The 21,436-nt window shown below is 68.8% G+C and carries 14 protein-coding genes and 1 tRNA gene; 6 read left to right on the top strand and 9 right to left on the bottom strand.

The annotated features are described in order from the left end of the window. Positions 1–16: 16 nt before the first annotated feature. Positions 17–92 (top strand) — tRNA-Gly (locus C8263_RS17605). Positions 93–153: 61 nt separating this feature from the next. On the opposite strand, the gene C8263_RS17600 is transcribed toward C8263_RS17605, so the two are convergent. Both C8263_RS17600 and C8263_RS17595 read right to left on the bottom strand, forming a co-directional pair. Next, entirely contained in the window at positions 154–954 is an 801-nt protein-coding gene (locus C8263_RS17600) for a polyphosphate kinase 2 family protein (protein ID WP_107139433.1), read from the bottom strand. A gap of 378 nt (positions 955–1,332) precedes the next feature. After that, positions 1,333–2,646, bottom strand: a complete 1,314-nt coding sequence (locus C8263_RS17595; protein WP_107139432.1) for a hydroxymethylglutaryl-CoA lyase-like TIM-barrel protein — start codon at positions 2,644–2,646, stop codon at positions 1,333–1,335. Positions 2,647–2,714: 68 nt separating this feature from the next. On the opposite strand from C8263_RS17595, the gene C8263_RS17590 reads away from it, so the two are divergent. Then, positions 2,715–3,944: a citrate/2-methylcitrate synthase gene (locus tag C8263_RS17590; RefSeq protein ID WP_107139431.1), complete on the top strand. Its 1,230-nt coding sequence runs from the start codon at positions 2,715–2,717 to the stop codon at positions 3,942–3,944. 142 nt (positions 3,945–4,086) lie between these two features. On the opposite strand, the gene C8263_RS17585 is transcribed toward C8263_RS17590, so the two are convergent. Then, entirely contained in the window at positions 4,087–5,289 is a 1,203-nt protein-coding gene (locus C8263_RS17585; RefSeq protein WP_107139430.1) for an MFS transporter, read from the bottom strand. Positions 5,290–5,349: 60 nt separating this feature from the next. Here C8263_RS17585 and C8263_RS17580 point away from each other — a divergent pair, with 60 nt between their 5' ends. After that, the gene (locus C8263_RS17580; protein WP_107139429.1) at positions 5,350–6,435 is read left to right on the top strand and encodes a substrate-binding domain-containing protein; all 1,086 of its coding nucleotides are present in this window, start codon (positions 5,350–5,352) and stop codon (positions 6,433–6,435) included. A 5-nt stretch (positions 6,436–6,440) separates the two neighbouring features. Beyond that, complete coding sequence (gene galE / locus C8263_RS17575; protein ID WP_107139428.1) at positions 6,441–7,433, top strand: UDP-glucose 4-epimerase GalE; 993 nt, start codon at positions 6,441–6,443, stop codon at positions 7,431–7,433. 61 nt (positions 7,434–7,494) lie between these two features. Here galE and C8263_RS17570 read toward each other — a convergent pair whose 3' ends face one another. Together C8263_RS17570 and C8263_RS17565 are read right to left on the bottom strand one after the other, a co-directional pair. Beyond that, positions 7,495–11,001 (bottom strand): glycosyl hydrolase, encoded by a 3,507-nt coding sequence (locus tag C8263_RS17570; RefSeq protein WP_107139427.1) that lies wholly within the window; start codon positions 10,999–11,001, stop codon positions 7,495–7,497. A gap of 73 nt (positions 11,002–11,074) precedes the next feature. Beyond that, positions 11,075–12,091, bottom strand: coding sequence for a LacI family DNA-binding transcriptional regulator (locus C8263_RS17565; protein WP_107139426.1), 1,017 nt, complete (start codon positions 12,089–12,091; stop codon positions 11,075–11,077). A gap of 185 nt (positions 12,092–12,276) precedes the next feature. On the opposite strand from C8263_RS17565, the gene C8263_RS17560 reads away from it, so the two are divergent. Beyond that, on the top strand, positions 12,277–13,629 hold the full coding sequence (locus C8263_RS17560) for a M20/M25/M40 family metallo-hydrolase (protein ID WP_107139425.1): 1,353 nt from the start codon (positions 12,277–12,279) through the stop codon (positions 13,627–13,629). Positions 13,630–14,478: 849 nt separating this feature from the next. Here C8263_RS17560 and C8263_RS17555 read toward each other — a convergent pair. The 4 genes from C8263_RS17555 to C8263_RS17540 form a co-directional block, all read right to left on the bottom strand. Beyond that, positions 14,479–15,156 (bottom strand): SDR family oxidoreductase, encoded by a 678-nt coding sequence (locus tag C8263_RS17555; protein ID WP_107139424.1) that lies wholly within the window; start codon positions 15,154–15,156, stop codon positions 14,479–14,481. Between the two features lie 95 nt (positions 15,157–15,251). Next, entirely contained in the window at positions 15,252–16,484 is a 1,233-nt protein-coding gene (locus C8263_RS17550; RefSeq protein WP_199188445.1) for a M24 family metallopeptidase, read from the bottom strand. Between the two features lie 261 nt (positions 16,485–16,745). Next, the gene (locus C8263_RS17545; protein ID WP_107139423.1) at positions 16,746–17,201 is read right to left on the bottom strand and encodes a hypothetical protein; all 456 of its coding nucleotides are present in this window, start codon (positions 17,199–17,201) and stop codon (positions 16,746–16,748) included. Between the two features lie 231 nt (positions 17,202–17,432). After that, positions 17,433–18,980 carry a DUF4153 domain-containing protein gene (locus C8263_RS17540; RefSeq protein ID WP_158263852.1) on the bottom strand — a complete coding sequence of 516 codons (1,548 nt, stop codon included), beginning with the start codon at positions 18,978–18,980 and terminating at the stop codon, positions 17,433–17,435. Between the two features lie 102 nt (positions 18,981–19,082). Between C8263_RS17540 and C8263_RS17535 the strand changes: the two genes are divergently transcribed. Continuing rightward, entirely contained in the window at positions 19,083–20,951 is a 1,869-nt protein-coding gene (locus C8263_RS17535) for a menaquinone biosynthesis decarboxylase (protein ID WP_107139434.1), read from the top strand. Positions 20,952–21,436 lie beyond the last annotated feature (485 nt).

The following is a 21,436-nucleotide window of genomic DNA, read 5'->3' as shown; positions in this document are numbered from 1 at the left end:
GCGGGGGTTTTTTCTTGCGGGAGTAGCTCAGCTGGTAGAGCACTACCTTGCCAAGGTAGATGTCGCGAGTTCGAATCTCGTCTCCCGCTCCACTCTTTACCCCCCCTTCTTTGGAAGGGGGGCTTTTTCTGCTTTGAAGAGTTCTCTGTCCCTTCATTCAATCGTGACGCCGTTCGGGTCAAACGGCAGGGCCGGGAAGCTGGGGTTCATCTCCTGCAAGGTCGCCAGCACCAGTTGGGTGACCAGGAGGTTGCGAAACCATTTGCGGTCAGCAGGAATGACATACCACGGCGCCGCCTCGGTGCTGGTGCTCAGGATGGTGTCAAAGGCCCGGGTGTAGCTGTCCCAGGCTGCGCGGGCCTGGAGGTCGGCGGGATTGAATTTCCAGTGTTTGCTGGGGTCGTCAAGCCTTGCCTGGAGCCGGGCCTTCTGCTCCTCAGGGCTGACGTGCAGATACAGCTTGAGCACCCGCACCCCATGATCGCCCAGCAGGTTCTCGAACGCCCGGATGTGGTCCAGCCGCCGTGCAATGGCACCAGGGTCCAGGTCGCCCTCGACCATGGGCACCAGCACATCCTCGTAATGGCTGCGGTTAAAGATGCCCACCATGCCGCGCCTGGGTACCTGGGCATGCACGCGCCACAGGAAATCGTGGGCCTGCTCCTCTGGGGTAGGGACCTTGAAACTGGTTACCCGCACGCCGTTGGGATTCAGGGCGCCGAAGACATGTTTGACTGTTCCGTCCTTGCCCCCGGCATCCCGCGCCTGCAACACAATCAGGAGTGCCTGTTTGCTTTCGGCATACAAGCGCTCCTGCCACTCGGCCAGCACGGGCAGCAGCGCCGCCGTCTGGTCCTGGCCCGCCTCCTTGCTCAGGCCGCCGTTCTCGTCGGTGGTCCAGTCGGCCAGTCGAGCGGCCACGCCAGGAGGCACACGGTAGGGCTCAAGGGTCATGGCCCGGAGCGTACCACCCCCGCCGCCAGCAGGGCATGCCAGCCAGCGCAAAAACCCTGGTACAGCACTCAGGCCAGCGGAAGGAAGGGAGATGGATGCACGGAAATTGGGCCTGCAAGGCTTCGCAGAGGGGGATGTCCAGGAAAACATTGAACGTTCTGACCAAGGACATCAGCCTGTATGAGCAGCCTCGTCAAGCCACAGCGCAGGGCGAGCCCAAGAAAGGACGGGAAGACAGAGACAGGCCAGCAGAGAGGTTCGCCTCCACATCGGCTTTGAAGTCAGGGGCGTTCCGCGTGAACCGCTGACTTCTGCACAGCCCGCCGCTGGCATCAGCCGGGGAGACACCCAGAGCGAGCTGGCCGTCTTGCCGAGCCTTCAGGCCAGTTCGGCAGTAAGGACCAGGGCCCGTTCGGCCACCTCCTCCCATTCCACAGCGGTCTGCCGCCCCGCATCAAATTCGGCACTCAGGTGGGCGTGCAGGGCCTGCAGGCCAGGGTGCGACTTGGGCAGTTCGAGGCCAGTGTGCGATTTGATCAGAAAGATCAGCCCGGCCAGGCCACTGTCCCGGGTCAGGCTGAGTTCCAGCGGCCGGCCCAGCAGCGCCGGCACGTTGAAGGGCGCGTACATGGGCCAGAACTTGTTAAGCCCGTCGGCGTGGATGCCCGCGCGGGTGCGGTGGGCGTCGCGCCCAAACAGTGGGTAGGTGGCGGGAACGCCCTGGCCCAGCCGTTCGTACAGCCCGGCCAGTTCGCCCAGCACCGTGAAATCGGCGTCGCCCGTGAGTCCCAGGCCGGCCAGGTGTAGAAGCACGCCTTCCAGCGGTGCGTTGCCGGTGCGTTCCCCCTTGCCCAGCAGGGTGCCGTTCACGGCTGCGCAGCCTGCCAGGACGGCGGCGAGGCTGTTGGCCACCACCAGATGCGTGTCGTTGTGCGGGTGAAACTCCAGCCGCTCGCCGGGCAGGCCCAGCGCCAGCAGTTCCCCGATCAGGCGCGGCACGCTGCGGGGCCAGGCTGCGCCTTCAAGCGGTAGGCCCACCCCCAGGGTGTCGCACACCCGGATCCGGGGGGCCTGGCTCTCCGGGTAGGCAGCGGCCAGCGCCTGCACCGCCTCCACCAGTGGCAGCACGAATTCACGCGGCGCGCGGGTGGCGTCTTCCAGATGGACGCGGGGCCGCAGGCCGGCGTCCATCACCGCCTGCACGGCGTCCAGGTAGGTGCGGGCCGCCTGCGCCCGGCCGCCCGGCCTGAACTTGTAAAAGGTGTGGTAGTCGCTGGCACTGGCCAGCATGCCCGTCTCGCGTACGCCCAGCCCCGCCACCAGCGCGGCGTCCTGCCGGGTGGCGCGAATCCAGGTGGTGGGCTCCACCGGATGGCCGGAGCGCCAGCGCGCCAGGGCCCCTTCCAGCATGGCGCGGTCGGCGGAGCGGTACACGAAGAATTCGGCCTGCTGCAGGGCGCCACTCTTGCCCGTGAAGCGGCCCATCAGGTCGTAGATGGCCAGGCCAGCCTCCGGGGTCAGAGGCAGGCCGCCCTGCTGGCCATCGCGGTGGGTGGTTTCGTTCACCCAGGCGCGGGCCGGCAACTGTGCGGGTGGCGGGCCTGACCACTGCACCTGTGGAAAGGCCGCGGCCGGGAAGACCGCTGGAAAGAGGTTGGGGGTAGGCACATCCAGGATGCTGGGGGCAGACATAACCGCACGGTAGGCCCGGCCGGCAATGTCGTCAATCTTGATTCTGGAATCAATGTTAGGCTGCGCCCATGTCCCCCGCTGTGCCCCCCAGTGCGCCGCTGACCACTGCCCAGGCGTGTGCCGCGCTGGGCGTGAAGCCCGCCACGCTGTACGCCTATGTCTCGCGGGGACTGGTGCGCAGTGAGCCGGGGCCTCCCGGCACCCGGGAACGCCGCTACCACGCGGGGGACGTGGCGGCGCTCTCGGCGCGGCAGGCCGGGCGGCGTGATCCGCAGGCGGCGGTGCAGGCCAGCCTGAACTGGGGGCAGCCGGTGCTGGACAGTGCGCTGACCACCGTGCTGGACGGCCGCCTGATCTACCGGGGCCAGCTGGCGGTGGAACTGGCCGGGTGGGCCACGGTGGAGGAGGTGGCGGCGCTCCTGTGGACTGGCGAGGCAGCCGGGCACCCGGCGCTGCCGCTGCGGGCCCGCCTGAACCTGGGCGGGCACCCACGCGCCGGGCGCGCGCTCGAAGCGCTGGGGTACGCCCTGACCCATGCAGGTGCCCACGACCCGGCGGCCCACGACAGCCGGCCAGAGGCGCGCCTGCGCCAGGCCGCGCGCACCCTGGGCCTGCTGTACGCCACGCTGGAGCGCCATTGCCGCGTGCCCCCGGCGCCCGACCTGCCGCTGCACCTGCGGCTGGCCCGGGCCTGGGCGCGCCCAGCGGGCGCCGGGCTGCTGCGCCGCGCGCTGGTGCTGCTGGCCGACCACGAACTGAATGTCAGCGCCTTCGCCGCGCGGGTGACGGCCAGCAGCGGAGCGGGGTTGGCCCACAGCGTGCTGGCGGCGCTGTGTGCGCTGCAGGGGCACAGGCACGGGCTGGCGCCCCTGCGGGCCCACGACCTGCTGCAAAGCGCCCTGCACCGGGACCCCCGGGCCGCCCTGCACGAGGCCGCGCGGCGCTTTGGGCAGGCGCCGGGCTTCGGGCACCCCCTGTACCCGGCGGGCGATCCCCGGGCGGCGGCCCTGCTGGCGGCCCTGGCACAGGAGCAGCCCGCTGCCCCCGGCGTTCAGGCGGCCCTGGCACTGTGCGGCGCCGCCCAGGCTGAGACGGGCGACCACCCCACGCTGGATCTGGCCCTGGCTGCCCTGATTCACGCACTGGACCGGGACGCCGAGGACACGGCCACCCTGTTCGCCCTGGGCCGGGCGGTGGGCTGGCTGGCCCACGCCCTGGAAGCCGGACAGGGCGGCCTGCTGCGGCCCCGCGCCCGCTACGTGGGGCCCGCGCCAGCAGATGGGGCGCCGGGGGGTTAAGGAACTCGCTGCCAAGCCCCCGATCAACCGATCGGGCTGGAACAGCAGCGCCGCAGCGCGAGTATCGAAAAAAGGACATTGCACCTGGAGTGGAGACTTTGCGGTGCTCTCCTGCAAGGTCGTAACGTGAGGTGCAACGTCCTTAGGTGTCAGCTGTTGCCACGGTCTGCCGGCGAATCAGGGCGAAGGCGCGCCCGCCTAGCGCGGCCACCAGGGCTGCCCCCGCCAGAGCCAGTCCCAGGGCGGCGGCCAGCCCCACTTCCTCGGCAATAAAGCCGATGGCGGGGGGCCCCAGCAGAAACCCGCCGTAGCCGATGGTGGCGACCTGGGCAATGCCGCGCCCGGCCAGGGCGTGCCCGGCGGCGCCGTACATGACCGGCACCACGTTGCTCAGGCCCAGCCCTGAGAGGGCGAAGCCCAGAGCGGCGAGCCCCGGGTCGCGCGCCAGCAGCGCCAGCCCCAGCCCCAGGGCGGTCAGGGCGGCGCCGCCGCGCACGGTGCGCTCGTCGCCCAGAGCGCTGCGGGCGCGGTCGCCAAACCAGCGCCCCAGCGTCATGGCCCCCACAAAGGCCACGTACCCCAGCCCGGAGCCGCCCCCGGTCACCCCCAGCACATCCCGGAAGTAGAGGGCCGCCCAGTCGTAATTGGCGCCCTCGGCCAGCATGCCCAGGAAACACAGGGCGCCCAGCAGCGCCGCTGCGGCACTGAGGGGCACCCGGCGCTGTTGCCCAGCAGCGGCAGACTGGCTGGTGGCGTCGGGCAACAGAAAGCGGCCGGCCACCAGCGCTGCGGTGGCGGTCACTCCCACCACCAGCAGGCCGTGCAGGGCCAGGGGCACGCGCCCCACCAGCAGGCTGCCCAGCCCCGCGCCCAGCAGGCCCCCCAGGCTGAAATAAGCGTGCAGGCGGCTCATGATGGGCCGGCCCAGCGCTTTTTCCACCGTCACACCCTGGGCATTCATGGCCACGTCCATGCTGCCGTTCAGGGCGCCCAGCACCGCCAGGGCCGCCACCAGCAGCCCGAAGCTGGGGGCCACAAAGGGCAGCAGCAGCGACAGCATGCAGCCCACCGCCACCACCCAGGTCACGCGGTGGCTGCCGTAGCGGGCGGTCCAGCCGCCGGTCAGCGGCATGGTGCACAGGCTGCCCAGTCCTACTGCCAGCAGGGCGCCCCCAATCTGGGCCTCGCTGAGGTTCAGGGTGTCGCGCACGCCGGGAATGTTCACCCCCCAGGTGGCGAACAGCACGCCGTTAATCAGGAACATGGCGCTGACCGCGCGTCGGCCAGCCTCGGTGGCTGGGGTGGACAGCGGGACAGACGTGGGGGCAGGGGAGGGGTGAGTCATGGCAACCTCGGGGGCAACTGAAACGTTTCAGTTGGTCTGATCATACGCTAGCATCTGGCCATGTCGCCTGCCAGTCCTGACGCGCCGCCCCGGGTCACCCTGCGGGAGGTGGCCCGGATGCTGGGGGTCAGCGTGGCCACCGTCAGCAACGCCTACAACCGCCCCGACCAGCTGAGTGCCGAGTTGCGCGGGCGCATCCTGGAGCAGGCGCAGGCGCTGGGCTACCACGGCCCCGATCCGCTGGCCCGCAGCCTGCGCCGGGGCCGCACCGGGGTACTGGGCGTGGTCTACGACGCGCCGCTGGATTACGCCTTTGCCGACCCGGCGGCGGCCCTGTTTCTGGGCAGTGTGGCCCGCACCGTGCAGGCCGAGGGGTTCAGTGCCCTGCTGCTGGCCAGCCCCCACGGCCCGGCTGCCGACCCCACCCTGCCGGTGCGGGGGGCAAGCGTGGACGGGTTTATCGTGTACTGCGCGGCCGGGGGCACGCCGCTGCTGCGCGCGGTGCTGGACCGGCGCCTGCCCACCGTGCTGGTGGACCAGGACCCGCAGCCGGGCGTGACCAGCGTGGGCATTGATGACCTGGGGGGCGCCCAGGCGGCGGCCGCCCATCTGCTGGCCCTGGGGCACCGGCACCTGGGCGCCGTGTGCCTGTCGCTCACGCCGGGTACAGCTGGTGGCCCCGTGCTGGCCGGGACGCCCCTGCCCGGTGGCTACCGGCCCTCGGTACAGCGGCTGGCCGGTTACCGCGCCGCCCTGGCCGGGGCAGAGGGCGCGGCGCTGCATGCACGGGAAACCGGGCAGAACACGCCAGACGAGGGCGAGGCCCACGCGCAGGCGCTGTTGCAGGCGCACCCGGAGATCACGGCCCTGCTATGCATGAGTGACGTGCTGGCCCAGGGGGCCCTGCGCGCGGCCGCCGCCCTGGGCCGGCGCGTGCCCGAGGACCTGAGCGTAATCGGCTACGACGACGTGCCCAGCAGCCCGGCCCTGAACCTGACCACCGTGTGGCAGCCCACCGCCGAGAAGGGCCAGCGGGTGGGTGAGGCCATGCTGGCTCTGCTGCGCGGCGAGGCGGCCCAGGGCGGCACCCTGCCCACCCGGCTCACCCTCCGCGGCACCACTGCCCCGGCCCCTGCACTACCCTGACGGGCATGAAACTCATGGTGGTGGGGGGCGCAGGGTACATCGGGTCCCATACGGTGCGGCAGCTGCGGCGGGCGGGGCATGACGTCACGGTGTTCGACAACCTCAGCAGCGGCCACGCGGCGGCCCTGCCGGAAGAGGTGGTGCTGGTGCAGGGTGACCTGCTGGACCAGGAAACGGTCAAGGCCGCCCTGATCGCCCACCAGCCCGACGCCGTGATTCACTTCGCCGCGCTGATTGAGGTGGGCGAGAGCATGCGCGCCCCGGGCCGCTACTACCGCAACAACGTGGTAGGTAGCCTGAACCTGCTGCAGAGCATCGCAGAGACGCGCAAGATTCCGCTGGTCTTTTCCTCCACGGCGGCCGTGTACGGCACCACCGACGCCGTGCCGATTCCCGAGGACGCCCCCCTGCAGCCCGAGAGCGTGTACGGCGAGACCAAGCTGATGACCGAGCGCATGATTCACGCGTTCCATACAGCGCACGGCCTGCCTTATGTGGTGCTGCGGTACTTCAACGTGTGCGGCGCCGCCCCCGAGGGCGACATTGGCGAGGCGCACGCCAGCAAATCCCATCTCATCGAGATGGCGGCCCTGACCGCCCTGGGGCAGCGCGAGAAGATGTTGATTTTCGGGGATGACTACCCCACGCCCGACGGAAGCTGCATCCGGGACTACGTGCATGTGCAGGATCTGGCAGACGCCCATGTGCTGGCGGTGGAAGCCCTGGTGCGGGGTGAGAGGACAGCCGCCACCTACAACGTGGGCCTGGGCCACGGCTTCAGTGTCAAGGAGGTGCTGGACGCCTTTGACGCGGTGGCCGGCACGCCGCTGCCGCGCGAACTGGCGCCGCGCCGCGCCGGAGACCCGCCCCGCCTGGTGGCCGACGCGGCGCGCATTCGCCAGGAGCTGGGCTTCGCGCCACAGTTCACCGACCTGCACGAGATCGTGCAGACGGCCTGGAACTGGCATAAGAAACATCCGCACGATTTCCGGCAGTAACGGGCAGGCGCCATGACAGAGGGCAGGGGCGCGTGGCCACCTGCCCTGCAGGAGAACAGGTTCAGTACGCCACAGCCTCCAGCTTGCCCAGGCTGACCCCCGCTGAATTGGCGGTGATGGTCAGCGGCCGGGTGCCTGCTGCCACACCCGCAAAGTCCACCGGAATGGTCTGCCCGGCGCCAATGGACAGCGGGACGCTCCGCCCGTTGAAGTTGACGGTGAAAGCTGAGCTGGCCGCGCTGCTGGCATTCGTGATCAGGAAGCGCAGATTGCGGGTGGCATCAAGGCGCAGGTCGTAGGTCTTGCCGGCGCCGTTGGCAATGGCGCCCACGCTGGTCGTCACCACGCCCGGCACGGCGATGGACGCGGCGTTGGTGATGACGTTCAGGTCGCCTGTAAAGGCCGAGGCGTTGTTGCGGGCGTCCACGGCGCGCACCTTGAAGGCGTAGGTGGTGCCTCCCGCCAGGCCGGTGATGGTGGCGCCCGTGCCCGTTACGCTGCCGCTCAGCGCCCCGTTGGTGTAGATCTCGTACTTGCTGACGCCGCAGTTGTCGCTGCTGGCGCTCCAGCTCAGGGTGACGCTGCTGCTCGTCTTGCCCGGCGAGGTGAAGCCTGCCGGCACGCTGGGCGCCGTGCTGTCGGTGTCGCACGCGTTGCTGCCCCCGCCACTGAGATTGCTGCCACTGACGCTGCCGATGACCACGCCGTCACTCTTGGCCGTAATCACGATGGTCTTGGCCCCGGTGCCCACATTCGGGAAGTCGGCAATCACGGTCTGCCCGGCGTCCACGGCGAGGTCGTAGTTGGTGCCGTTAAACGCCACGTTGATGGTGCGGCTGTTCTGCCCCGACGCGCTTTGCACCGACAGGCGGTAGGTGCCCGCCGAGGTGACGTTCACGGGGAAACTCTTACTGGTGCCGTTGGCCACCGCGCCGCCGCTGGTGGTCACAGTGCCGGGCAGGTTGGCCGTGCCGGTGCTCGCCGGGTTGGTGGTCACGCTCAGGTCACCCGTGAAAGCGCCCAGGTTGCCCGCGCTGTCCTTGGCCCGCACCCGGAAGGTGTAGGCGGTGTTCGCGCTCAGGCCGCCCACTGTGGCGCCTGTGCCCGTGACCGTGGCCTTCAGCGCGCCGTTCTGGTAAACCTCGTAGCTCGCCACGCCGCAGTTGTCGCTGGCGGCGGTCCACGACAGGCTCACGCTGTCGCTGGTCTTGCCCGGCGAGGTCAGGCCGCCGGGGATGCCCGGGGCCACCGTATCGGTCTGGCACACCGGGGGCTGGGTGACCCCGCCGCGCGAGGACACCACCTGCCGCGCGGGCACGTTCAGCGTGGCCCCGTCCGAGAACGACACGGTGACGGCGCTGCTGCCCGGGTTGTAGGCCGCGTAGGTGCGGGTATTTCCTTTCTTGAACACCGCGTAGTGGGGGGTGTTGGCGGTCACGGTCGTGTCCACCTGTCCCATGGCGTTCAGGCTGTGCAGGAACTGGTAGGTGTGGGCCTTGGTCTCGCCCTCTTCCGGGGTGTAGTTGCCGCTGCCAAACTTGTTCAGCGCCCCGGCCGCGTCGTACATGCTGTAGACCTGCCAGAAGATGTCGCGCCACATGGTGGGTTCGCGGCCCAGGAAATCATAGTTCGTCTTCAGGTAGCCGGGATTGCGGCCCAGGTACAGGCTGCCCGCCGTGATGGGCAGGAAGTTGATGCCCTGAATCGCTTCACGTTCTGCACTGAACCACGTGGAATAGGCGCCGCCGTCCCCCCAGACCATGCCCACCGCCGGTTTGTTGTACCCCGCTGGAAAGACCCCGCCCCCCTGGTTAAACCAGTACTGCTCAATGGCGGTGGTTTCCGTGGTGTACAGGTAGATGCCCAGGTCGCGGATGGCCGTGTTACCCGTTACCGAACCCCAGTTCACCAGCGCCGAGGAAAAGTTCATGTCCTCGCTGCTGGATTCCTGGTTGTTCCCGGCCGCAAAGCCCGAGTGCCCGGCGGCCCACGAGTGCCCCGCGTAGGGGTCAAAGTTGCGCAGGCGGGGAAACTGACTCGTGTTCGTGGTCCAGTTGGCGGCGTCCATGATCAGGTCGTTGATGCTCGCGCCCCAGGTGCGGCCCTGTGGGGTGGTGCCGCCCGGCCAGCTCGGGCGGTATTGCGTGAGCAGCGCGGCGGCCTTGATGAAATAGCCCCAGTGAAAGTGGTGGTCGTTCAGCTCCTCCTCGCTGCCGTAGCCCTGCGGGTAGCCGATCAGGGTGCCCCACGCCGCGTTGTAGTAAAAGAGGTTGCTCCCCTGACCGTCCAGCCAGTCCTGCAGCACCCGCTGAATGGCATCCAGAAAGGCGGTCTGCGCGGCCCCGTTGCCCACCTGCTCGGCCAGCGGTACCAGTTCGGCCAGCTTGCCCAGACCCTTGCCCACCCAGTACGAATCGCCCGTGGGGTTCAGGGTGGCGCTGGTGTTGGCCTCGTTCACGTAGGCGGCCAGCTGGGTCTTACTCAGGGTGTTGGCCGCGCCGTTGTCCGGCAGGTAGGGCAGCACGCCCTGAAACTTCTGGCTGGTGGTGAAGCTGCCCGCGCCGCGCACCACCCGCATCTCGCCGCGCGGGGACACGTAGGTGTAGCCCGTGTTCACGCTGCCGGAATTCAGCCACTGGTGGCGGTACAGCGCCATGACGGTGCCGCTGGCGCTGCCTTCTTTGGCCACGGTGTTCACCGCGTAGGTGCTGTTCAGGGTGGCGGTGGCGGCGTTGTAGTTCCAGCTGACGGTGCTGCCCGTCACGAAGTTATAGGCGTAGGTTTTGAAGTCGTTCAGCGTGGCCACCGTGTTGTCGGGCAGCGCGGCAATGGAGTAGTAGTCCTTGCCCGCCAGCGTGGAGGTGGCCACCGTATTGTTCACGCTCCAACTTGACCCGCTCGGCGCAAAGATGCCGTAATGGCGCCCATTCACCGTGATGCCCAGGACATTGCCCTGGTTCGACCAGACCGTGGGCGTGGCAATAAAGGTGACCTGGGCGTCACCGCCTGTCTTTGTGGCATACACAAAGGGCAGACCGTGCCCGAAAGTGGCGCGCAGGGTGCGGGCGCCGTCACTCCAGTACGCGGTGGTGGTCCAGTCGCCCCAGTCGTCGGTCTTGGTGTCGGGCGAGTTCAGGCCCGCCACGCCCAGGGTCAGGTCCGGGGTGTAGGGGTACTCGTATTTTTCCAGCCCCGGGGCCCCCACGATCTGCGAGCGGTTGGGGTAGCTGAGTTCCAGGCCGCCGGCGCGGGCGTGCATGGCCAGCGGGTGGGCGAACATGTTCTCGGAGTAGGCATTGCCCGCGTTGCGCTTGAACAGGATGGACGACCAGAACTCGTTCGTGGGCGCCTTGCCCCTGGCCGCCGCGTTGGCTGTCCAGGCCGGCGTCAGCAGGGTGCCGGAGGTGTTCGTGGGGCCCCCCTTGGTTCCGGGCGGGGGGCTGGTGCTGTAATCCTGCGCCTGCAGGCCGGGGCGGTCCTGACTGGTTTGTGGCGTGACGGTGCCGCAGGCAGAGAGGGCCAGACTCAGGCCCAGCAGAAGGGTGGAACGGGCGCGAACGGTGGACATAGGCAACCTCCAGACCGCCCGGGTCCGGCGGTCAGCTGAGAACGTTTTCAAAGAGATGGAGAAAGAGAGGAACTCAGTGAGACATGGGCCGGGCGTAGCGCACTGATTCGCGCACGCTGAGGGTGAGAGGCAGTTCTGGCGGCTCCAGGGGAAGGTCCGGGGCCTGCAGGCGGCGCAGCACCCTGCGCGCCGCCTGTTCCCCCATCTCGAACAGAGGCTGGTGAACAGAGGTCAGCGGAGGCAGGGTGAACTGCGAGGCGGGCAGGTCGTCAAAGCCGATCAGTGAAATGTCGTCTGGCACGCGGATGCCGCGCCGGTACAGCCCCAGCCGGGCGCCGTAGGCCATCTGGTCGTTGGCGGCAAAGATGGCCGAGAGCGCGGCGCCCTGGCCCAGCCAGTGTTCCACCGCCTGAATCCCGGCTGATTCGTTGAAGTCGCCCTCAAAGACAAGGCGGGAATCAAAGTCCAGCCCGGCCTCGGCCAGTGCCAGCCGGTAGCCTTCCAGGCGGTCCACCGCGTCCCGCTGCGACGAGACCCCCGTGATGTGGCCAATGCGGCGGTGGCCCAGCTGAATCAGGTGGCTGGTGGCCAGAAAAGCGCCCTGCACGTTGTCCACACTCAGACAGGCGGCTTCCAGCCCAGCCACCCGGCGGCCCACCAGCACCAGGGGAAAGCGGGCGTGCAGGTCACGCAGTTGCCCGTCGCCCAGCCGCCCGCCCAGGATGATCAATCCGTCCACCTGCCGCCGCGTCAGGGCCGTGATGGCCGCCGATTCATCCTGAATCTGCCAGTGGCCGTTCACGAAGATGGGCTGGTAGCCGCTGCCCGCAAAGCCCACGTCAATGCCGCGCGCCACCTCGTTGTAAAAGGGGCTGGCGATGTCCTGCGTCAGCACGCCAATGGTCATGGAGCGCCCGCGCACCAGACCCTGCGCGGCCACATTGGGCTCGTAGCCCAGCTGCGCCGCCGCCGCCAGCACCCGCGCGCGCTTGGCTTCTGCCACAGCCGAGGAGCCGTTCAGGGTGCGCGACACGGTGCTGATGGAAACGTCCGCAGCCCGGGCAATGTCTTTGATGGTCACGCTCCGCATAGGCGCAGTCTGCTCCAGAAGAAGGGAAGAGGCGAGTCAAAGCGGGGGATAGGGCACCAGGGCCACGGTCCGCTGCGCTGAATTGAGGCTTGTCTGGTGAGCTTAGGCCAATCTGAAAACGTTGTCAAATCGGTCCAGGGTGCGGGTGGTTCTGGGAACGCGCTGGCATGCCGTAGGCTGCGGTCATGACCTCAGTTGCGCAGGCCGACCTTCAGCCGCAGATCGAGCAGGGGCTCCGCGACCTGGCCGCGCTGGTGGCGCTGCCCAGCGTGTCGGCGCAGGGCCGTCATCTGCCTGAAACGGCGGCGGCCGTGACCGCCCTGCTGGAGGCCGAAGGCTTTACCGTGCAGGCCTACTCCGGGCAGGTGGCCCCGGTGCTGGTGGCCGAGGCGGGCGAGGGCCCCTTTACCCTGCTGATCTACAACCACTACGACGTGCAGCCCGAGGACCCGCTGGACTTGTGGGCCACCCCGCCTTTCAAGCTGACGGAGCGGGACGGACGCCTGTATGGGCGCGGCGCCAGCGATGACAAGGGCGAACTGATTTCCCGGCTGGCGGGCCTGCGGGCCCTGAAAGCGGCGCGCGGCGGCGTGTTGCCCCTGAAGGTCAAGTGGCTGATTGAGGGCGAGGAGGAGGTGGGCAGCCCCAGCCTGGACGCCTTTCTGGCCGCGCACGCCGCCGAACTAAAGGCCGACGGCGTGTGGTGGGAATTCGGCTCCATTACGCCCGAAGGGCGCCCGGTGCTGTATGCGGGCCTGAAGGGCATCGTCTGCGTGGAGCTGCGCTGCGCGGTGGCGGCGGGTGACCTGCACAGCAGCAACGGCGCGGTCGTGGACAACCCGCTGTGGCGGCTGGCGGCGGCCGCAGCTTCCCTGCGCGATGCCGATGGCACCGTGCTGATTCCCGGCTTTCACGACGACGTGCGCCCCCCCAGCGAAGCCGATCTGGCCGCCATCGCCCGCCTGCCGGGCACCGGCGAGGCCCTGCGCGACACCTACGCGGTCACCCGCCCCCTGGGCGAGGGAAGCGAGTACCACACCCGGCTGAACCTGAAACCAGTTGTGAACGTGAACGGCTTTCACGGTGGCTACGGCGGCGAGGGCAGCAAGACAGTGCTGCCAGCGGCCGGCACGGTGAAGCTGGACTTCCGGCTGGTGCCCGACCAGCACCCGGACCGGGTGGTGGAACTGCTGCGGGCCCACCTGAACGCACAGGGCTTTGCAGATATCGAGATTGTCGAGCTGGAAAGCCACCAGCACCCGGCGCGCAGCGATCTGGCCCACCCCTTCGTACAAACGGCGGTGCGGGTGGCGCAGGCCGTACACGGATTTGAGCCCATCCTGAACCCCAGCAGCGGGGGCAGCGGGCCCATGCACCCGTTCATGGCGCATGTGGGGGCGCCGGTGATTGCCCTGGGGATTGGCAATGTGGGCGGCCGGGTTCACGCGCCGAACGAGAACATCCTGCGGCGGGATTTCGAGAATGGGGTCCGGTTTGCGGCGGCGTTTCTGGAGGCGTTGGCGGAGGGGCCGGCGTAGCCCCGCTCCCCAGCCCCAGACTCGGAGAGCTGCGCAGCAGAGGAAAGACGGCTTCGCCGCGCAGGGCGGCCTGCGCGTTGCCGCTGGTTTGACGGGCGCGCCTGGAACCTGGCAGCGGGAGGAGCAACATTGGCACTGGGCAACGTGGACTGGCGATTCGGGGCGGCCTTTCTTCGCCCCGCTGTGTACGCCGTGTCCCTTCTGTGCCCATCGCCGGACGCCCGTACGCTTCGCGGCTCAGCGCGAGTCAGCCTGAGTCACCGAATCGAGAGGAGCGACGCGCAGAGCTGCCCCGCAGAGGGGCCGTCCCCGAGCGAGTGGGACCACGTTCGACGGCTTCGTCTGGACCCGGGCGGGGGTGGGGCAAGAAGGCTTGGTGCGGCCTGATACGGGTTCCGAAACATTCCGTAACGTGTTACGGAATTTTTCCGACCAGCGGAAGAAGGAAAAAATACGGATTTCCGGGAATTGGGCTGGAACAACGCCGAAGGCGGGGAACATCCGGCTCTTTCCCGGATGTTACGGAAATGGACGGCAGTCCGTATGAAAGGTTCGCCTTGTTAAGTAGCTCGCTGTTGATCTTTAGATCAACCGAGCGGGCTGGAACAGCTGCGCCGCAGAGCGAGTATCGGAAAAAGGACGTTGCACCGGGAGTGGAGACTTTGCGGTGCTCTCCTGCAAAGTCGTAACGTGAGGTGCAACGTCCTTAAAAGACAAAAGAATTGTCAAAAGACAAACGAAAAGGCGAGTGGCGTGCTTGCCCTCGCCTCCTTCTTTTCCTGCAGCCTACAACCCACGTCCCACACCTATCTTTTCCCGCGCTCCGCCTCCCGCCAACCGCTCCCCCCTTCACACATCCGGATACACCTTGATCTCCGTAATGTGCGCCCGGTCGGGGCGGGTCAGGGCGTGGGCCACGCTCTTGGCCAGCCCACGGGGGTCAATCATGGTGTCCCAGCCCAGGCCCGCGTCGCGGTTGGCCGGCGTGTCAATGGCGCCCATGGGGTACAGCACCATGCCGCGCACGCCCTTGGCCTTGAGTTCGTCGTGCAGGCTCAGGACGTAGGCCGAGACCGCTGCCTTGCTGGCGGTGTACAGCGCCGCTCTGGGGCCACTGAGGCGGGCGGCCTGCCCCGCGCTGACGCCCATGATCAGGCCGTCTTTCTGCTTCATCATGTGCGGCAGCACGCCCTGCACCGCGTGAAACAGGGTGGTCATGTTCGTGTCGAACATTGCGCGCAGGTCCTGGGTGGTGGCTTTGTGGGCGTCTTGCAGGGTGAAGGCCCCCACCGTATGAATCAGGATGTCCACCTTGACCTTGCGCAGGGTGTCAATGCTGCCTTCCTGTGTCAGGTCCAGGTCCAGCACTTCGGTGGCAGGAAAGCGGTCGGCGGCGCGTGCCAGGGCCTCGCCGCGCCCCACCAGCACCATCTGCGCGCCGGCGTCGTCGAGTTCCTGGGCAATGGCGGTGGCCAGGGCGCCGCCCGCGCCCGTCAGCATGATCGTAGAGGAGCCGAGGTTCGCCATACCCCAGGGTAACGGCTGGGCGGTGGGGAGGGAGGGGTCGCCTGAGCGTTTCTTTAAGCCGGACTCATGGGCTGGGCGGGGCAGCAGCCGGTCTTTCAGGCTTCGCCGTAGGCAGCGGCGCGCACCCGGGCCCAGTCTCCCTGGCCCAATACAAAGGGCGCGCGCTGCGTGTGGGTGGTCACGCGCGGGCCCTGGGGGGCCAGATACACGTTGATTTCACTGCGAATGCCGAAGCCCTTCTGGGCTGGGTAGGTGCCGGGTTCAATGGTCACGGCCAGGCCCGGGGTCAGGGTGCGGGTGTCGCGGGTTTCGTAATCGTCCAGGTTGGCGCCCGCGCCGTGAATCTGCACGCCCAGGTCGTGGCCGGTGCGGTGCAGGAAGTGCTTTTCCCACCCAGTGCCCATGGCGTCACGGGCGGCGCGGTCCAGCATCCAGCCCTGCAGCGCGCCCCAGCCCTGCTCGGCGTGGCCCTGCTGCAGGCGGCCCAGTGCGGCGTCACGGGCGCGGCTCACGGCGGCCCAGGCATCCAGGTACTCGGGGCCGGGCTGCCCGGCAAAGCCCACCCAGGTCACGTCGGCAAAGGGGCGGCCCGGTTCCTGGGCCCACAGGTCAATCAGCACGCATTCGCCCGCCTGCAGCGTCGCGTGGCGCTCGGGGCTGGGTTCGTAGTGGCTGTCGGCCGCGTTCACGCCGAACGAGACGTTGACCGGGTGCCCGGCCCCCATGCCCGCTGCCTCAATCTGGCGCATGATCACGGCCTGGGCGTCCAGTTCGGTCACGGACTGCCCGGCGCGCAGGCGCTCGTGAATCAGGCGAAAGGCGTCGTCCTTGGCCTGCATCAGCACGGCCACGGCGCGCTCGTGGGCAGCCAGATCATCCTCGCTCCAGGCCAGGAAGGACTGCAGCAGGTCGGCGCTGGTGTGAATGGCACGCGCGCCGGCCGCCCGCACCCGCTCCACGGTTCCGGCGTCCACGCGGCCCACGTAGGGCACGGCGCCGTTCGGGCTGTACTCCATGGCCACGGCGCGGCCTTCTGCCACTCCACGCAGCGCCGCGTCCAGCTCGGCGTGCGAGCCAAAGGGCCGCAGTTCGGCGCCCCAGTGCCGGGTGATCTCGCTCCAGGTGCCGCCCTCAATGTGGTTGTGCAGCACTGTGGCCGGGCCCTGGCGGGGCACCCACACGAAAAAGCGCCGGGTCAGAAAGGCGCTCTCCGGCAGGCCCAGCACCCGGCGGGCGTGGGGGTTCAGGCCCTGGAAGTCGTACACCAGCCAGCCGTCTAAGTCGGTGGCGCTCAGGGCTCGTTGCATCCGCGTGATGGGCGAGGTCATGGAGGTCAGCGTAACGCGCCCGCGCGGCCAGCGCCCGGCCTGGACGGACACAGGCCCAGGCAGCCACGGCCCCACCCGGACACTGGCCCACACCGCCTCGGCGCCACGCGGGCACGGGGCCACATGGCCACTGGCCCCAGCGCGCCGGGATCGGGCGGGCCAGGGCCAGAGCAGAGTGCGAAGCGGGACAGATGAGGAGCGGTGGGGTGTCATCCACCTGCCTGTTCAGTACGGGGAAAGTGGGCGGCGCGTTCCCGGTGCTCAGCGGTAGCGGGCAAAGGTCTCGCGGGTGGCGTAGTTCTGGCGGCCGCTGCCGTCGGTGAACTGGGTCAGCGCCTGCACGTCCAGGCGGCCCCTGCTGAAGTTCATCACCAGCACCGTGTTGGCAAAGCCCTTGTTGAACACCGCGCTGGCCGTGAAGTGGTTGCTGTCACTCACCGTCAGGCCGTAGGTAAGCACCGGGGCCTGTCCCCAGTTGCAGTCGTTGGGGTGGCAGCGGCCAAAGACCTGCACGCTCATCGCTCCGGCGGCCGTGCGCGTCACGTTGATGCGGGTGATGCCGTTCGTGGTGACGTTGCCGTTCACCCAGGTGCCCACCATGTCGGCTGGGGCAGCCAGGGCGCGCTGCGGGGCCAGCAGGGTGCCCAGTGCCAGCGCGGCCAGCAGCGGCGAGAAGGTGCGGGGGCTCAGGGCGGCGGTCAGGGTGTGGGTGGTCATGGCGGGGCTCCTTTGGGGGGCAAGAGGACGGGGGGCCAGCGGGCAGAGGGAAGTGCGGAAGAAGAGGGAAAAAGCAGCGGCTGGAGAGGCGTCTCTCCTGGGCTGGTAAGCAGAAGGTACCCGCGCCCCCGTGAGCGGCCCATGATCGGCGCCGGTCAGGCAATCGTCAGATATGATCAGCCCCAAAAAAGACCGCCTGGTGGGCGTCCAGGCGATATGGGGGCGGCGTTGTTACCAGCTTATTGAACTGCGGGGCGGCAGGGTCTGCACCGCCGCGTGGGCGCGGGCATAGGCAAGGTTCCAGGCCCGGGGATCGCGCGGGGCGCCGTAGCGCTCGTGCAGGTCGTCAATGATGGTCTGCGGCGTCACGCAGTTGGCGGTGGGGCCGCAGGGCGGCGCCAGAACGTCCAGGTTGGCCACGATGGCCGGCACCGCCCCGGCCCCCAGATTCAGCAGGTCCCAGACCCCCACCCGCTGGGGCGTGCGGCGCAGGTCGTTGGTCACGGCGGCCGTCTGGCGGTGCAGGTTGTGGGTGGCAATCAGGGCGCCGGGGTTCAGGGCCGTGGTGCCCAGCAGGGTGGCCAGGCCCAGCAGCAGCGCCGGAAAGGCGAAGCGCTCGGGGCGGTCACGCCACAGGCACAGGGCCAGCCAGCCCAGCGTGACCGTCACCCATACCAGAAAGGCGGCGCCCAGCACCCGGATGGGGCTCAGGCCATACGCCTGGGTGTACAGGCCCCAGCGCTGCGCGGCGCTGGCCAGAATCACCAGCAGCGGCAGCAGCACGGCGGCGTTCAGCGCACGCAGGGGCACGCGGCGCCGCGTGCCCGGGGTGCTCAGGCCGTGCGCGCCCAGCAGCACGCTCAGGGTCAGGAACGCCACGGCCATCAGTTCGGTATAGCCCCGGCGGATGTACCCCGCGTAGGTCTGGCCCTCGGGCAGGCCCCCGCCCAGCGGCACCCCCACCTCCACCAGCCCCAGGCGCCCGGCCGCGTTGCGCGGCGCAAAGAAGGTGGGGCGCAGCGCCATCAGGGCCGGGTAGGTCAGGCCGCCCGCAAAGGCGCACCACAGGGCCAGGGTCAGGCCCGAGGCCAGCAGGGTGTCCAGTTCCTGGGCCGGCCGCCACAGGCCGCTCAGGGCCTGGGCAAAGCGGGCGTCGGCGCTGGCCAGCAGCGCGCCAAAGACCAGCAGCAGCGGCGCGGCCAGGGCCAGCCCCACTCCCACGCGCCCCAGATGCTGTCCCCGGTCTCCGGTGGGGCGCAGCCGTGCCCAGGGAAAGCGCTCCAGCAGCACCAGCGGGCCATACACGAAGCGCAGGCCGCCCGTCACCAGCGCGCCCAGCAGGCCGCCCGGCGCCGCCCGGCCCAACCCGGGAAAGCGCACAAAGGCTGCCCCCAGGATCAGGCTGACCAGCAGGGCCACGCCGTTCAGGGCAGCCACTTCCGGAGGCACGTCCCACAGCACGAAGCTCAGGCCAAACAGCCCGGCCACGCCCAGCAGGGCCACGCCTGCGCGGCTGGGGTGCTGGCCCTGGCGCGCCACGCCCCACGCACTGGCCCCCAGAACCAGCACCAGCCACAGCGCCAGATTCAGCCCCAGGGCGCCGGCGCGCCACGTCAGCAGGTGGGCGGCCAGCCCCAGACCCAGCGCCAGCAGCAGGGGCCGGGCAGCCAGGGCAGGCCGGGGGCGCGCGGGCGCGGCGTCCCAATCGGCCGGCGCCAGCGGGCCAGGCGGCGGCGGTGGGCTGGCAGCGTCTGCCGAACTCGTCTGGGCTGGGGTCATGCCCGCACCGTATCCGCGCGCCCGGCCACGCCGCGTCCGCCGGAAGGAGGAGCGTCCCCCCGGGTACGGTTGCCCCGGGCCCCGCCCCCTACACTCCAGAGCATGGCCTTTCCCGACCTTCAGAGCTTCATCCGCCTGCTCGAAGCGCGCGGCGAACTCGTGCGTGTGCATACGCCAGTCAGCCGCGAACTGGAAATCACTGAGATCGCCGACCGGCTGGTGAAAACTGGCGGGCCCGCCGTGCTGTTCGAGCAGGTGCTGGGCAGCGATTTTCCCCTGGTGATTGGCCTGATGGGCACCCGTGAGCGCACCGCCCTGGCCCTGGGGGTCGCGGATCTCGATGAGCTGGCCGCGCGCGTGCGCCACCTGATTGACCTGAAGGGGGCCAGGGGGCTGGGCGGGCTGCTGGGGCAACTCCCCAAGCTGCGCGACGCCATGAACCTGCCGCCCCGCCGCGTCAACACCGGGCCCGCCCAGGAGGTCGTCTGGCGCGGTGACGAGGTGGACCTCTCGCGGCTGCCCATCCTGAAGTGCTGGCCGCAGGACGGCGGGCCCTTTGTCACCCTGCCGCTGGTGATCACCAAGGACCCTGAAACCGGCGAGCGCAACATGGGCATGTACCGCATGCAGGTGATGGGCAGGAACGTCACTGGCATGCACTGGCAGCGCCACAAAACCGGCACCAGACATCTGGAGAAGGCCAGGGCGCTGGGCCAGCGGCTGGAGGTGGCGGTGGCCATCGGCGGCGACCCGGCGCTGATCTACGCCGCCACCGCGCCTCTACCGCCCATTCCGGGCCTGGATGAGTTTGCCCTGGCCGGGTATCTGCGCGGCCAGCGCTACCCCGTGATGAAGGGTGTGACGGTGGACCTGGACGTGCCGGCCAACGCGGAGTTCATTCTGGAGGGCTACGTGGACCCGCAGGAACCCTGGGTTATGGAGGGGCCCTTTGGCGACCACACTGGCTTCTATACCCTGCCGGACCTGTACCCGCAGTTTCACGTGACGGCCGTGACCATGCGCCGCCAGCCCATCTATCCGGCCACCATCGTGGGCCGCCCGCCCATGGAGGACGCGTACCTGATTGAAGCCTCTGAGCGGCTGTTTCTGCCCGCCGCGCAGCTCATCCTGCCGGAGATCGTGGATTACCACATGCCGCCCGCCGGGGTGGCGCACAACCTCGTGGTGGTCAGCATCAAGAAGAGTTATCCGGGACAGGCCTACAAGGTTGCCAACGGGCTGTTCGGGCTGGGCCAGATGATGTTTGCCAAGGTGATCGTGGTGGTGGACGAGGGCGTCAAGGTCAACGACTTCGCAGCCGTGTGGCGTGAGGTGGCCCAGAAGGCGGTGCCGGGGCGCGACACCCTGACCACACGCGGCCCAACCGATGTGCTGGACCATTCCAGCCGGGGCTGGGGCTACGGCGGCAAACTCATCATCGACGCGACCACCAAGCGCCCCGAGGAGGTGGGCGGCGCGGTGTCCTCGCGCGACGAGCAGGCGGGCGATCTGGCGCCCGAGGCGTTTGCGCCGCAGGTGGCTGCCTCACTGCCAACCTCCGGCGGCGTGCTGGCCCAGACCCAGACGCCAGACGGCTACTGGCTGGTGGCGCTGAACAAGACCCGTCCCGGGCAGGCGCAGGAACTGGCCCAGCTCTTTGCCGCCCACCCGGCGGCAGCGGGCATGCGCCACCTGCTCCTCGTGGATGAGGAAACGAACGTGCACGACCTTCAGGACGTCTGGTGGACCATCCTCAACAATATTGATCCGGAGCGCGATGTCTGGCCTCAGGGTGGCCTGCTGGTCTGGGACGGCGCCCGCAAATTGCCCGAAGAGGGCTTCGTGCGCCCGTGGCCCCCGAAGATCGTCATGGATGAGGCGGTGGTGCGTCGGGTAGACGCCCTGTGGCATCTGTACGGGCTCGCGCCGCTGCAGGTGACCCCGCCAGAGAAGGAAGGCGCCGCACAGTAGAGTGCCGCGCAGAAGAGACGCCGCGCGGACACATACAGCACAGGGACCAGGGGACAGAGTGTTCTCCCTTCTGGTCCTTTTTTCATGGTCTGGGCACCCTTGAAGACTTGCTCTGGAATTGTTCAGGGCGGCTCTGGGCGGCCCTCATCCACGCGGGTCTGGGGAGGTGTTGACAGAACTGGGCAGAAGCCATATAGTTCTCTTCGCCCGAGAAGAAGGGCGAAGGCGAAAAGCCCCCAAGGGACTCGCTGGGACGCATGAAAATCTGGTTCTGATGACGATGACAGGAACGACCGACAGGTCGTGCCGAGCGGATCACCCCCCGGTGATCTCCAGACTCGGAGAAGGTCGCAAGACCAAAGAAGCCCGAGAGGGCAAGCCAAGCGCAAGCGAGGCATCAGACTGTATCAATTGACTTCGGTCAGTGATAACCATTTCTTGGAGAGTTTGATCCTGGCTCAGGGTGAACGCTGGCGGCGTGCTTA

The sequence above is a fragment of the Deinococcus arcticus genome, from assembly GCF_003028415.1.
In the GTDB taxonomy this organism is placed as follows: domain Bacteria; phylum Deinococcota; class Deinococci; order Deinococcales; family Deinococcaceae; genus Deinococcus; species Deinococcus arcticus.
Note: the sequence above shows the minus strand (reverse complement) of the source record. Positions and strands in the feature narration are given on the sequence as shown.

Coding starts and splice junctions, on each gene's coding strand:
- C8263_RS17560 (WP_107139425.1), top strand. CDS start 12,277: ATGACCTCAGTTGCGCAGGCCGACCTTCAGCCGCAGATCGAGCAGGGG.
- C8263_RS17585 (WP_107139430.1), bottom strand. CDS start 5,289: ATGACTCACCCCTCCCCTGCCCCCACGTCTGTCCCGCTGTCCACCCCA.
- galE (WP_107139428.1), top strand. CDS start 6,441: ATGAAACTCATGGTGGTGGGGGGCGCAGGGTACATCGGGTCCCATACG.
- C8263_RS17550 (WP_199188445.1), bottom strand. CDS start 16,484: ATGACCTCGCCCATCACGCGGATGCAACGAGCCCTGAGCGCCACCGAC.
- C8263_RS17600 (WP_107139433.1), bottom strand. CDS start 954: ATGACCCTTGAGCCCTACCGTGTGCCTCCTGGCGTGGCCGCTCGACTG.
- C8263_RS17580 (WP_107139429.1), top strand. CDS start 5,350: ATGTCGCCTGCCAGTCCTGACGCGCCGCCCCGGGTCACCCTGCGGGAG.
- C8263_RS17535 (WP_107139434.1), top strand. CDS start 19,083: ATGGCCTTTCCCGACCTTCAGAGCTTCATCCGCCTGCTCGAAGCGCGC.
- C8263_RS17595 (WP_107139432.1), bottom strand. CDS start 2,646: ATGTCTGCCCCCAGCATCCTGGATGTGCCTACCCCCAACCTCTTTCCA.
- C8263_RS17565 (WP_107139426.1), bottom strand. CDS start 12,091: ATGCGGAGCGTGACCATCAAAGACATTGCCCGGGCTGCGGACGTTTCC.
- C8263_RS17545 (WP_107139423.1), bottom strand. CDS start 17,201: ATGACCACCCACACCCTGACCGCCGCCCTGAGCCCCCGCACCTTCTCG.
- C8263_RS17540 (WP_158263852.1), bottom strand. CDS start 18,980: ATGACCCCAGCCCAGACGAGTTCGGCAGACGCTGCCAGCCCACCGCCG.
- C8263_RS17570 (WP_107139427.1), bottom strand. CDS start 11,001: ATGTCCACCGTTCGCGCCCGTTCCACCCTTCTGCTGGGCCTGAGTCTG.
- C8263_RS17590 (WP_107139431.1), top strand. CDS start 2,715: ATGTCCCCCGCTGTGCCCCCCAGTGCGCCGCTGACCACTGCCCAGGCG.
- C8263_RS17555 (WP_107139424.1), bottom strand. CDS start 15,156: ATGGCGAACCTCGGCTCCTCTACGATCATGCTGACGGGCGCGGGCGGC.